At 66.2% G+C, this 12,361-nt stretch carries 12 protein-coding genes; 6 read left to right on the top strand and 6 right to left on the bottom strand.

Annotated elements, in window-relative coordinates; translation table 11 throughout:
- Positions 1-699 precede the first annotated feature (699 nt).
- The 3 genes from D4B81_RS17060 to D4B81_RS17070 are packed head-to-tail and all read left to right on the top strand — an operon-like array spanning position 700 to position 3,641.
- On the top strand, positions 700-1,881 hold the full coding sequence (locus D4B81_RS17060; RefSeq protein ID WP_161965262.1) for a peptidoglycan-binding domain-containing protein: 1,182 nt from the start codon (positions 700-702) through the stop codon (positions 1,879-1,881).
- Between the two features lie 6 nt (positions 1,882-1,887).
- Positions 1,888-2,544, top strand: a complete 657-nt coding sequence (locus D4B81_RS17065) for an ABC transporter ATP-binding protein (RefSeq protein ID WP_122263877.1) — start codon at positions 1,888-1,890, stop codon at positions 2,542-2,544.
- The gene (locus D4B81_RS17070; protein WP_122263878.1) at positions 2,541-3,641 is read left to right on the top strand and encodes an ABC transporter permease; all 1,101 of its coding nucleotides are present in this window, start codon (positions 2,541-2,543) and stop codon (positions 3,639-3,641) included. The genes D4B81_RS17065 and D4B81_RS17070 overlap by 4 nt, the downstream gene beginning before the upstream one ends.
- Before the next feature lie 214 nt (positions 3,642-3,855).
- Here D4B81_RS17070 and D4B81_RS17075 read toward each other — a convergent pair whose 3' ends face one another.
- Positions 3,856-4,626, bottom strand: a complete 771-nt coding sequence (locus D4B81_RS17075) for a HEAT repeat domain-containing protein (RefSeq protein ID WP_202613753.1) — start codon at positions 4,624-4,626, stop codon at positions 3,856-3,858.
- A 239-nt stretch (positions 4,627-4,865) separates the two neighbouring features.
- Between D4B81_RS17075 and D4B81_RS17080 the strand changes: the two genes are divergently transcribed.
- Both D4B81_RS17080 and D4B81_RS17085 read left to right on the top strand, forming a co-directional pair.
- Positions 4,866-5,330, top strand: coding sequence for a cupin domain-containing protein (locus tag D4B81_RS17080; RefSeq protein ID WP_161965263.1), 465 nt, complete (start codon positions 4,866-4,868; stop codon positions 5,328-5,330).
- 78 nt (positions 5,331-5,408) lie between these two features.
- A complete protein-coding gene (locus D4B81_RS17085; RefSeq protein WP_122263881.1) occupies positions 5,409-5,849 on the top strand; it encodes a hypothetical protein in 441 nt (146 codons plus the stop codon).
- 263 nt (positions 5,850-6,112) lie between these two features.
- Here the strand turns inward: D4B81_RS17085 and D4B81_RS17090 are convergent, their stop codons facing one another.
- From D4B81_RS17090 to D4B81_RS17110, 5 genes are read right to left on the bottom strand one after another with little or no spacing between them, the layout of a single operon-like run.
- Positions 6,113-6,820: a GntR family transcriptional regulator gene (locus D4B81_RS17090; RefSeq protein WP_122263882.1), complete on the bottom strand. Its 708-nt coding sequence runs from the start codon at positions 6,818-6,820 to the stop codon at positions 6,113-6,115.
- Between the two features lie 30 nt (positions 6,821-6,850).
- Positions 6,851-8,011: an NAD(P)/FAD-dependent oxidoreductase gene (locus D4B81_RS17095; RefSeq protein ID WP_122263883.1), complete on the bottom strand. Its 1,161-nt coding sequence runs from the start codon at positions 8,009-8,011 to the stop codon at positions 6,851-6,853.
- 33 nt (positions 8,012-8,044) lie between these two features.
- Entirely contained in the window at positions 8,045-8,827 is a 783-nt protein-coding gene (locus tag D4B81_RS17100) for an amino acid ABC transporter ATP-binding protein (RefSeq protein WP_122263884.1), read from the bottom strand.
- Positions 8,824-9,762 carry an amino acid ABC transporter permease gene (locus D4B81_RS17105; RefSeq protein ID WP_237566082.1) on the bottom strand — a complete coding sequence of 313 codons (939 nt, stop codon included), beginning with the start codon at positions 9,760-9,762 and terminating at the stop codon, positions 8,824-8,826. Before D4B81_RS17105 ends, D4B81_RS17100 begins: the two co-directional genes overlap by 4 nt.
- Positions 9,759-10,709 carry an ABC transporter substrate-binding protein gene (locus tag D4B81_RS17110; RefSeq protein WP_122263885.1) on the bottom strand — a complete coding sequence of 317 codons (951 nt, stop codon included), beginning with the start codon at positions 10,707-10,709 and terminating at the stop codon, positions 9,759-9,761. The genes D4B81_RS17105 and D4B81_RS17110 overlap by 4 nt, the downstream gene beginning before the upstream one ends.
- Positions 10,710-10,887: 178 nt before the next feature.
- On the opposite strand from D4B81_RS17110, the gene D4B81_RS17115 reads away from it, so the two are divergent.
- Positions 10,888-12,006 (top strand): NAD(P)/FAD-dependent oxidoreductase, encoded by a 1,119-nt coding sequence (locus D4B81_RS17115; protein ID WP_237566083.1) that lies wholly within the window; start codon positions 10,888-10,890, stop codon positions 12,004-12,006.
- Positions 12,007-12,361 lie beyond the last annotated feature (355 nt).

Below are 12,361 nucleotides of genomic sequence, written 5' to 3' on the forward strand. Positions count from 1 at the left end.
CTCCCAGTACGGGAGGGCATCTCTCTGCTACGGCACGCTCAGAACCTCAAGGCCATCGGTGGATCGAGGCTTAGATGTACGCGGTTCTCAATCTACGACCATTCGACCCCGCCCACGTCAACGCAATGCCGCGACGAGTGAGGTACGTCGGCACCGTGGTGATCGCACCCCGCCAATGCCGACAGGGTCTACTTACCGGGCTATTCGCAGATGAGCAGTCCAGCGCGCCTTGGGCCCGCGCCGTGGTGCCCGAAGATTCCGCCGTGGTCGCCGTTGCGGAACCTGGCCTTTGAGGTGGACGCTGGTTGGGTTCGTCGTTGGTCGACCCCGGAACACCCTGTAGTGCGAGTAAGCCTGTAGATGAGCATGGGGCGGAGGGCTCCACGGGAGGCGTGGATTGGTGCCAGCGAGCGCGTCGCCATCGACAGCGACGTACGATGGGTCGAGTTCAGCCGCGAGTGACCTCCAAAGTGCTGGCGCTCATGCCGCTGACGGAACCTCCTGGTTTCGGCACGCCGGTCGTTTTGGCTTGGTCATGTGTTCGGTGACGTCCTGGCCCTGCTTGAGCCGGGCGCGCCTGTACTTGCGGCGGTTATGGCTGGGGAGGTCACGGTTGAGTGACGAGGAGGCGGGTTCCCAACCTCACCCGGGGTCTGACGCGTTAGGGTCACGACACCGTCCGGCGTGGAGAGGGATGTGATGACGGACCCGACGAAGGGTTCAGGGGCGCGCAGGGCGCTGGGTGTGCTGCTGGCGCTGGTGCTGCTGGGCGGCGCGGTGGCGGCGGGCTGGTGGGCCTCCCGTGCGACGTTGACGTCCTCGGTGCCGCAGGACGAGGCGACGGCCGGGACCGAGCAGGTCGTGTGGGCCGAGGCGAGCCAGGGGTCGGTGGGTCGCTCGTTGCCGTTATCGACGACCTTGCGGCAGCCGGCGCTGCCGGTGGCGGCCAACGCCCTCTCGGGGGTGGTGACGGCCGTCTCGCCGGGCGAGGTCGGCCCCGCTGACGTCGTTTATGTCGTCGGTGACACCCCGGTGCGCGTGGTCGAGGCGGACCGGCCGTTCTGGCGCGACCTGACGCGGGGCACCAAGGGCGAGGACGTGACTGCCCTGCAGGAGCTGCTCATCCGCGACGACTACCTCACCGGCACGGCCGACGGCGACTTCGGGCCGGCGACCGAGCGCGCGGTCAAGGCCTGGCAGAAGGACGAGGGCCGGCCCCAGAGCGGTGTGGTCGCGCTCGGTGAGCTGGTCGCGGTCACGGACCTGCCCGCGGTGGTGCAGCTGGGCGATGCGATCGCGGTCGGGCGGACCCTCGGTGGGGGCGAGGACTCGGTGCTGGCCCCGACCGGTCAGCGGGAGTTCGTGCTGGTCGTCACCCAGGAGCAGGCCCGGTTGATCCCGGCCGAGGCGACGGTGGAGATCTCCTACGAGGACCATGCCTGGACCGGGGTGATCGCTTCCTCGAGCCTGGACGAGTACGGCTCGACCACCTTCACCCTCACCGCTCCCGACGGGGGCGAGGTGTGCGGGGACGACTGTGGCGTGCTGCCCAACGACGCCCAAGTCACGCTGCGCTCGGCGGTGGTCATCGTGCCCAAGGTCGAGGGCACCACGGTCCCGGCGGCTGCGGTCCGCACCGCCCCGGACGGGCGGACGTTCGTGGTGACCGACGCCGGTGAGGTCGATGTGACCGTCCGCGGGTCGGGCCAGGGGGTGACCGTGGTCGAGGGGATCGAGCCCGGCGCCCGGGTGCAGGTCACCGGCCAGGGTGCGGGTATGGGGCAGCCCGGCGGCGGTGCGCCGCCGGCACCGGCGCCCGGGGGCGGGTCGGGCGAGGAGTTCGGGCCCGGGGACGGGTCGGGCTCGACCCAGGACGGGTGAGGCGGCGTGGCGCTGGCCGTCGAGAACCTCTCGTTCGCCTACACCCGTGGTGGTGAGGAGCTGTTCGACGGGTTGTCCCACGAGTTCGTCCCGGGCGAGGTGACCGCGTTGACCGGACCCTCGGGGCGGGGCAAGTCGACCCTGCTCTACGTGCTGGGGCTGATGCTGGCCCCGACCAAGGGCCGGGTGCTGCTGGACGGCGTGGCCGTCTCCTCGGCCCCGGACGCGGTCCGCTCCCGGGTGCGGGCGCATCGGATCGGGTTCGTCTTCCAGGACGCGGCCCTGGACCCGACCCGCACCGTGCTGGACTCGGTCGTCGAGCCGGCGCTCTATGCCGGCTGGTCCCTGTCCCGGGCCCGCTCCCGCGGCCGGGACCTGCTGGAGCAGATGGGCGTCGGGGCCCGGGCGGACCACCGGCCCGGGGAGATCTCCGGCGGGCAGGCCCAACGGGTCGCGGTCTGCCGGGCCCTGGTCACCGACCCGGCCGTCATCCTGGCCGACGAGCCGACCGGCAACCTGGACCGCGACAACGCCACCGGGGTCCTGGCCGCCCTATCCGCTGCGGCCGGCGGCACCGAGGACGGTGGCGTGGCCAGGACCGTGGTCATCGCCACCCACGACCCGTTCGTGATCGAACGCTCCGGGCAGGTGCTGTCGCTGTGAAGATCCTGCTGATGCTGCGCGAGGCCCTCGCCACCGCCTGGGCCGCGAAGGTCCCCTCCACCCTGGTCACCTTCCTCGTCGCGACCATGTGCGCCGCCACCCTGGCCACCGTCGGACGCACCGCCGCCGCCGAGGAACAGCTCCTGTCCCGCCTCGACTCCGCCGGCTCCCGCGTCCTGGTCGTCTCCGACGCCCGCGGCGACGAGCTCATCTCCCCCACGATCGTGGACCAGACCGCCGGCCTGTCCACCACGGAGCGGGCCATCGGCACGATCATCCCCGTCGACGTCGTCAACGGCGCCGTCGGGCAAGGAGCCACCCGCGTCCCCGCGTGGGGCGTGCACGGCGACCTGGCCGACGTGGCCACCCTGACCTCGGGCCGCTGGCCCGGCCCCGGCGAGGCCATCGTCACCGAAACCGCGATGGATCGCCTCGGCATGCAGGCGCCCGTCGGGTGGGTCGCCCAGGCCTCTACCACCGTCGTGGACGACTGGGCCGTCGTCGGGTCCTACACCCCCCGCGAACCCTTCAGCGACTACGGCACCGGCGTCCTATACGTCAGCCCGCAAGGTCGGGCCCTGGACAGCCTGCACGTCGTCCTCACCGACGCCCGCGCCGCCCAGGCGGCCCAGGGCCAGGTGCTGCGCCTCATCGACCCGCCCACCCCCGACTCGTTGACCATCATTTCCCCCGTCTCCCTGGCCCAGCTCCAGGAACAGGTCACCGGAGACCTCGCCGGCTTCGGCCGCACCCTCCTGCTCGCCGTCCTCGGCGGCGGGGCCCTGCTGACCGCCATCGTGGTCCTGGCCGACGTGCTCGTGCGCAGCAAGGACCTCGGCCGCCGCCGCGCCCTCGGAGCCACCCGCGGCACGATCATCTCCCTGGTCACCCTGCGCACCCTCGGCCCCGCCCTCCTGGGCGCCGCCCTGGGCACTGGGCTGGGCATATACCTCACCCACCGCCTCGACGCCACACCCCCCTGGCAGTTCACCACCGGCACCGCCACCCTCGCCCTCCTCGCAGCCCTCGCCGCCGCCATCCCCCCAGCCCTCTACGCCGCCACCCGCGACCCCGTCCGCGTCCTGCGCACCCCCTAAGAGCACCCGCACCGACAATCAAACGTACTCATCTGCCGCCAGGAGCGCGCCCGCTATTGCCGCTTCGAGGCGGCGACGCTTGCATGAGCTGTGCCGCATGGTGTCAAGATCTGACGCTTCTTCGAGCGGCGAAACCGTCACCGCCGCCGATGTCCGTCACCCGGCACTCCTTGCGACGAGGCCCTCAAGGCCGGCACTATGGACAAGCGGGAAGTCACAGGCTCAGCCGAGCGACCGTCCGGACCCGGAGGTCGTCACTGCTAAGTCTGACTTCTTGTAGCGCCTTGCGCGCCGCGGGGAAGTCGATTAATTCGCGGAGGGCAAGCGTGGCGGCCAGCCGGACATCGGGGTGGTCGTCGTGCAACGCGTCGGATAGGGCGGGGGCGGCCTCATGTGCGCCAGGTGCCCCGATGAAGCAAAGCACGTCGGCTGCGTGAGCGCGCACGCTCGGATCGTTCGCTGTCGTCAGGGCCGTGGAGATGGTCGGCACAGCTGGCGCTCCAAATTGGGACAGTGCGGTGGTCATCCCATCGCGCGCCGTCTGGTCCGTGTCGCCGAGCCGGTCGACCAAGAGCGGGATGACAGAGGGGTCTGCAGTCCGGGCGAGTGCCCACCGTGCCTTGTCGGCGACCAGAGGGTCGGGATCGTCGATGAACCGCGCCACGACGGGAACAGTGTTGGGGTCGGCGAGCTTGCTGAGAAGGTGTAGTGCTTGCAGGCGGGTGTTGACGTCGCCGACGGAAAGCGCCGACGAAGCTGCGCCTGCGGCTGCCTCCGGGGTCCGCGTCAGCACCCAGGTCAAGGTTTCCCGAACGAAAAAGTCAGGCTCTTGCCACAGCAGCTCGGCGATGCGAGGTGCCAGATGCGGGTCGGCTCGCTGACCCAATGCGACAGCTGCGTGTTGACGCATGTCTTTGTCCGGATGCACCAGGGCGGCGAGTGCGGCCGAAGGGTCGTCGGCTAGAAGCTTACGTGGCTCGTTCACGTGCCCGACGCTAAGGCCTCACTGTGCGTGAGGGTCAACCCGCTGGTAGCACCACCCTCTGCGCCGCCCAGGAGTGACTTGCGGGTATCCATGGAGCCTCGCCTTGCGACAGGCACATGCCGCAACCGGTGGTGCGCCGCCACACGCACTGTCATGCCGCTGGTCGAAAGGTCCTGACAACGGTGACTGCTCGATGGCACCCTGGTGGGTGCCAACCTGGTTCTCGAGGGGAGCTCGTCGTGTCGTCACTATTCCTGATGCCAGATGGCGGCGACGAGGTCACCGCCCTGGGGTCGACGTACCGGGTTAAGACCGACGGCTCGCATGTGGCGATGGCCTACTCGGTCATGGAGGAAGAGTTCTGGGGCGACACCACCCCGCTGCACACCCACCCCGACGCCGAGGAAGCCTTCTACGTCCTGGGCGGGCAGGTCGAGGTGTGGGCAGAAGGAACGGTATCCACGGCCTCAGCAGGTGCCTTTATCGTGGTGCCCCGTGGTGCGACCCACGGCCTGCGCCGCCTCTCGGACGAACCCGTTCGCATGCTCACCCTCATCTCCCCTCCTGGCTTCGAAAAACTCTTCGCCGTGGTGGCCGAGGAGGGCGAGGAGAATCTGTTGGCCGATCCGGACAGGCTGCTCGCCCTCGCCCAGAAGCACGGCACCAACATCATCGGCGAATACCCCGAACCGGCCCGCCCGTAGAACGACCTGTTCTGCCGCGGCGGGGTCGCCGGTGGGCCTCCGCACATGAGAGGCTCGGTCTACTGGGAGGAGGGCCACGTGAGCACGAACGCTGAGTTCCTTATTATCCCCGCCGTTGACCAGGCGGGCCAAGCGACATGGATGGAGTCGCTGCGGCCGAGAACAACGACCATAGAGCTGCTGTTTCACGACGGTGACACCGATCACCCGTTGACTCACGGGCTGGCGTGGCTGTCTCCCATCCGCCAGGTGGGGGTCGGTGCGCGTCCCGGTTATCCCGGACCCCAGCCGAACGCCGTCCTGCACCGTTACCCGTACGACCGGGCCATCCTTCATGCACTGAACGGTCTCGGCGGTCTCTTTGAGTACGTATCAGCCCCCACCGGTGACACCGTGAACCTCACCCGGCTTGGCAACGTCGATGTCACCTTCCTGGACCACTCCGACACAGTGCTCGGATCGACGGTGACCCACGAAGGACTCATCCTGTCTCCGGTCGAGGCCTCCACCAGAACTTGACCCATCCGCTCTTGCCGCTGGTCGGATGGCGCCATCCACGTCTGTGACAGCTTCGCGCGGGTGTCCCGCTGCCGGCATGAGCAGTGCAGTGTGGGTGTATGTGGCGCCTGAGTGATCCCAGAAGATCCGAGCCGGGAGGGTTCTGGACCCGTGCGGACGCGGATCGGCCCTGCAAGATTCTCCTCCGACCCAGGAACTCCTTAGGATTCAGCGTCGACATTCTCGTAGAGTCGAAGTGGGAGTGGTCGAGAAGAGCTGCTGAGTTAGCTGAAATGTTCTCCGGGCTTGAGGGATCGGCGAGCTGCCACGACTCGACCTTCCGCATCGAAGACCCTTAAGACTTCCTGTTCGGCCGTTCCCAGTCTCTCGATGAGTTGCCGCTTGGCCTCGTCGATGTCGCCGTTCATGATCAGGCCTACGTATTCGCGGTGGCTCTTAAGGAGTTCGGCATGGTCACTTGGATCTGCGCTCTCGACGAGCGCCAAGTTGAGGTTGATCTTCGACATGAGGTTTCTGTGGAGGTCCGTCAGGTACTTGTTGTGTGTCAAGGCGACGGTCTCGGAGTGGCATCGGCCATCAGCTCCGACCAAGGCGTAGAGGTCTCCAGCCTCGACGGCGGCCGCCATCTCCGAGAGGGTGGCCTCCAGGTTCGCGAAGGCCTCTGGCGGGGCCCCTCTGGCCGCGTCAAGCCCTGCCAGTTCAAGTAGACGGCGGGCTTCATAGATGTCCGAGATCTCCGCTGGGGCAAGCGTGGTGACCTGTAGGATCCTTGTGGTCGGGTGACGGGTCAGCAGCCCTTCCGAGATCAGCATCCGCAAGACTTCACGCACCGTTGGCCTGCTCACTCCGATGGCCTTCGCCATGGCGTCCTCGGTGACAGGATCTCCGGGGAGCAGCTCTCCCTCGAGGATCTTGCTCCTTAGGATGTTAAGGCCCTGCTCGGCGACGGTTTCTCGTCGTACTTTGGGCACGCGTTTCCTCTCGGTTCCGTTGCTAGTTGTTCATTGCTCACCAGGGCGCCGAGGAGCACGCGCTGGTGTGATCTTCGTGCCGGCCGAGAAGCGGCTTGGACGGAAGTCGGTCAGCAGCTCCTGGTCGCGACCTAGTACTTCTTCGGACACGGCTTCTCCCAGGAATGGTGCCAGAGTAACGCCGCTATGAGTCGCGACCACGTAGAGCCATGAGGGGTCGCTTCGGCCGACGATCGTCAGACCATCCGCCGGCATCACGCGCTGGCCGACATCGATCTTGGCGAGCCTCGCTCCGCGGCTGTTGGGCACCAGGTCCGCTAGCCGGGTCAAGAAGCTCTCGGCGACCGTGCCTTTCGTGTCCGCCGGCGACTCTGGTGCGGCGGTGAGATCCAGGTCGAGGGCCTGCAGCATGAGCCGTCCCCCGCCAGCAGGGCGAACGTTCAGCCACGGGCTCGTGACCAATGACGTCACGCGCGCTGGGAGCGGTTCCGTCGTGGCCAGATACCCGACTGTGACGTCACCTGGGTGCTCGTAGGTCGCCATTGGCACCGTTGCCCCGGCGAGAGCCGCGACCTCTCCCGTGAAACGACCCGCTGCGACGACCACGTCGTCTGCGTCAACACTCGTGCCGTCAGCCAGCCTGACATGGACCCCGGAGTCGTCCTCCTCAAGGCCGACCACCGCTTCCCCCTCGCGAACGACCACACCCGCTGCCCTCGCGCGGTGCAGGAACTCGGCGATGTAGAGCGCCGGGTAGCAGTAGCCCTCCTCAGGAAAGCGCACGACCAGTCCAGCGTCCCCGGGGATGCGGATGTCCCCAAGCGAGGCAGCGTCGGCTTCGGGTTCGAGCCGCTCGAGGGGATATCCCAGAGCCTCCAGCCTCTCAAGGCGGGTGGACAGTTCAGCCAGGTGACCCCCGTCGGCGGCCATCTCGACATGGCCGCCCCAGATGACCCAGTCGGCTCCGTCAGGAGCCAGCTCCTGGTGCGCCCGAAGACCGGCCAGGTTGAGCTCGTAATAGGAATCGGGCTTCTTGTTGTTCGAGTTGATCCACGCGTAGGACGTGGAACTGGTGCCAGAGCCGGCGACATCCCGTTCGAGCAGGGTGACCGCGACGCCCTTCCGGGCCAGTGCCTCCGCGATGGAGACCCCGACGATGCCAGCACCGACGACTACAACCTTCTTAGACATCTTGAACCTTACTTGCTTGTGGAGGGTACGGGATCAGAGGACCTTGCTGATGAATCCCTGGGTCCGCGGGTGCTGAGGATTGACGAGGACCTGCTCAGGTGGTCCCGCTTCGACCACTACACCACCGTCGATGAACACGACGGAGTCGGCAACCTCCTTGGCGAACCCCATTTCGTGGGTGACCACGATCATCGTGATCCCGGTCGAGGCCAGATCCTTCATAACGTCCAGCACCTCACCGACCAGCTCGGGATCCAGGGCCGAGGTCGGCTCGTCGAAGAGCATCAGTTTTGGCTCCATGGCCAGCGCCCGCGCGATCGCGACCCGTTGCTGCTGCCCTCCGGAGAGCTGCGCCGGGTAGGCGTGCGTCTTGTCCTGGAGACCGACACGCTCCAGCAGGGTCATCGCACGGTCCCTCGCGACCGTCCTCTTCTCCCTCTTCACGCCGACCGGTGCTTCGATGACGTTCTCCACCACGTTCATATGAGGAAAGAGGTTGAACCGTTGGAACACCATGCCGATCTCTGAGCGCCGTTCGGCGACCTCGCGCTCCCGCAGCTCGTGGAGGCGTCCGTTGATCTCCTTGTAGCCAACGTACTTGCCGTCGACCGCCAGTCGACCCGACGTCATCGTCTCCAAGTGGTTTATCAAGCGAAGGAAGGTGGACTTACCCGACCCTGAAGGGCCGAGCAGGGTCATCACCTCACCCTTGGAGACGGTGAGATCTATTCCCTTGAGGACTTCGATGTGCCCGAAGGACTTGTGCACGTTCTCGGCCACCACCATTGGCACTTTGGCTTCGTTGACCGTGGTCATCGGGAACCTCCTAGGTCAGCACGACGCTGCATGGTCAGCAAGCGGGCCAGACGGCCCCCTGAGGCGGTGGACCGGGAGGTGCCCCGGCTGAACCGCTTCTCGATGTAGTACTGGGCGACGGTCAGGATCGAGGTCACGATCAAGTACCAGAGTGATGCGGTGATCAGGAGCGGAATGGTCCTGAAGTTGTCGGAATAGATCAGCTGCGCCGCGTACAGCAGCTCTGGGAAGGCGAGTACGGAGACCAAGGATGTCGTCTTCAGCATCGAGATGGTGTTGTTGGCTGTCGGCGGGATGATGACACGCATCGCCTGCGGCAGGACGATCCTTCTCAGGATCCGCCCCTGACGCATCCCGAGTGCCTGTGATGCCTCCGTCTGTCCCGAGTCGACCGACAGAATGCCGGCACGGACTATCTCCGCCATGTAGGCGGCCTCGTTCAGGCCCAGACCCAGGATGGCGGCCACGACCGGCGTCACCAGTGAGTTGGTCTCGAAGGAGAAGAACTGGGGCCCAAAGGGAACTCCCAGGCTCAGGGTCGGGTACAAGGCGGAGATGTAACCCCAGAACAGCAGCTGGACGAAGACTGGAGTGCCGCGGAAGAACCAGATGTACAGCCAGGCGACTCCGGCGATGACCGGGAACCCGCTCAACCTCATGATGGCGAGCACGACACCGAGGACCACCCCCAGCACCATCGCGATGACCGTGAGCTGAAGTGTCTTCAACAGACCATCGAGGATCCGTGTCGAGAAGAAGTACTCAGCGACGATGTCCCAGCCGTAGTTGGGGTTCTGCACTAGCGAGGTGACGAACATGGCACCGAGCACGCCGATGACGACGTAGCCGACCCATTTCCATGGATGCCGGGTCTTGACGACAGGTTGGTCGGCGGCCGACAGACTGCGGCTATCCTGCGCTGTGGTCGCTGTCACTCGATGGCACCGTTGATCTCGGACTCCTCGATCATGATTTCGTCCAGGCCCCAACGGTTGACGATCTGCTCGTAGGTGCCGTCTTCCATCAACTGGTTCAGGGCCTCGTTCACCGGCTTGACCAGCTCTGACCCCTTAGGAAATGCGACACCACCCGGGTTCGGATTGCGGATCAGCGGACCGGCGATCTCGAACGCGTCCGGGTTCTTGTTCACCTGGTCGACCAGCGGTGGGGCGTCCTGCATAACCCCGTCGATGCGGCCCGAGCTCAGCGCGAGCTGGGCCTGCGGGCCGTCCTGGTACACCTGTGCCGTGGGCGGCTCCTTGCCCGCCTCCTCGCACTTCGGCTCGTGGGCGGGCAGGAAGGTGGTCTGCTGCAGCGACCCACGGATGACCCCGATGTCAACCCCGCACGCAAGCTCGGCAGAGATCCCTTCCGGGTTTCCCTTCTCCACCAGGATAACGGTGCCGTTCCAGTAGTAGGTGGCAAAGTCGATTACCTCTTCGCGCTCCTTGGTGTCCCCGATGGACGCCATGGCCATATCCACCTTCTTGGCCTGGAGCGACGGGATGATGGCGTCGAAGGACGTGTTGACGACGTCGATCTCGACACCCAACTTGTCGGCGACAGCGTTTGCGAGGTCGATGTCGAAACCGATGATGGTCTGCCCATCCGTGTCCATGTAGCCAAAGGGCGGGTACGCAGCCTGGGTCGCCATCGTGATCCCTCCCGACTTGATGTCCTCAGGAACCATGGCGTTCAGTTCCGGGTCCACCTCGACGGCCGCGACCTCACTGGTCCCGCTCGACGAGGCCGCATCGTCTCCACCTGACGGTGCAGCGGAAGGGCTGGTGGTGCTGGGCGAAGAGTTGAGCCCGCATCCGGCGAGCAAGAGTCCGGCGCTCAGTGCCGCGGTCGGGACGCAGACGAGTCTACGAATGGCCATGCTTTCCTCCTGGGTGTCAGTTTGTCAGACAGGATGACACCCTGGCACTCCATCCTCCCGACGTCAAGGGTGACGCAGGTCACGTTTCTCATGACTAGGTCACGTCTTGACAAACCAGCGTTCCACGCGCCACCGTGCACTGTCAGACAACCAGACAAGGCTGGGGAGCGTGGAGACGATGAGTGATCGGGGACTGGCGGGGACTGCGATCGCCGTGATCGGAGCTGGCGCCGTGGGGTGCGCCCTGGCCTACCGGCTCTCTCAGGCCGGCGCACGGGTCACAGTCATCGAGACGGCCTATCCAGGTGCCGGAACCAGCGGGAACTCCTTCGCCTGGCTCAACGCCTTCGGCAAGGAACCACGGGACTACTGGCGCCTCAACCTGCGTTCGATCCGGGAGCATCAGGATCTGCAGGACGAGCTCAACGGCTCTTGGCTTGTCCGGTCGGGGGCCTGGCACTGGGCCGACGCCGATGGCGCCAACTACACACCCAATCTCCCTGCGACGGTGCGCCAGCTCCTGGCCTGGGGATCACGGATCGATGCGTACTCCCCCGCGGAAGTGAAGGCCATCGAGCCTGCACTGGCCTTCGGCCCAGACGTGTCCGAGGTGTTTCTCGTCCACAATGAGGGCTGGCTACAAGCCGCCTTGATGATCCAGGCACTTCTGACGCGCGCCAAAGAGCAATACGGCGCGGAGGTGCTGCGTGATGAGGTCATCGGCCTAGACGGACCCAACGGTGTCGTCGACACGGTGCACCTGGCATCGGGTGCGCGCCTCGGGGTCGACATGGTCGTCGTGGCAGCCGGACCAAGGACGGCCGATATCGCGACGCTCGTCGGGTCCCATATCCCATTGGAACTGTCCTACGGCTTTTTCGCCGTCACGGCGCCTGCCCCAACGCCCTTGCGCCGCGTCGCCGTGGGACCGCGTTTGATCGCCCGTCCAGACGGTGGAGGGCGGGTGCTTCTGGGGTCCGAGGAAGTGCTGTCGCTCGGGCGCGGCGCAAGTGTGACCGCAGACTCCCCTGAGATTGTCAGGTTGGCGGCGCAGGCGCAGAACATGATGCCCGACCTCGCCGGTGTCCCCGTCGAGGCGATGCGCAAGGGCGAGCGTGTCGTCCCGGCTGACGGCTACCCCATCGTGGGGTGGGACACCCGGCTCGACGGTGTCTACTATGCCGTGACTCACAGCGGTATTACGCTATCCGCGGCGCTCGGGAACTTGGTCGTGGAAGACCTCCTCTCCGGAGGCTCTGACGTACTCGCTCAATACCGGCCGAGCCGTTTCAACTGACCAACCACTCGCGCAGTGAACCGACGGTGACCAACAGCTTCCTTTAGCCAGAGACCCGGTCGTTGTCTGAGCGATCGTCTGCCTCAGGTCTGTTAAGTCGCCTGATTCGTTGCTCCTTGACCCTCAAAATCGGTCTCCTGCTCAGGTTGGTCGTCGGCCGCTGGTGGAAGACCAGACCTGACTAGTGGCCGGGGCCGTGGGCTGACCCGTGCTTCTGTGCCTCGAGAATATCCTCGATATACCCGCGCCCTGGACCACGCACCCGCCTGACTCACTCTTCTGCCGCATTGGGTCAGGCGGGCTCAGGCACCCCGCGCACCGGCCGTACGAGGTAGTTCACCCGGACGATCCCTTC

The sequence above is a fragment of the Ornithinimicrobium cerasi genome, assembly GCF_003702705.1.
Classification (GTDB): Bacteria; Actinomycetota; Actinomycetes; order Actinomycetales; family Dermatophilaceae; genus Ornithinicoccus; species Ornithinicoccus cerasi.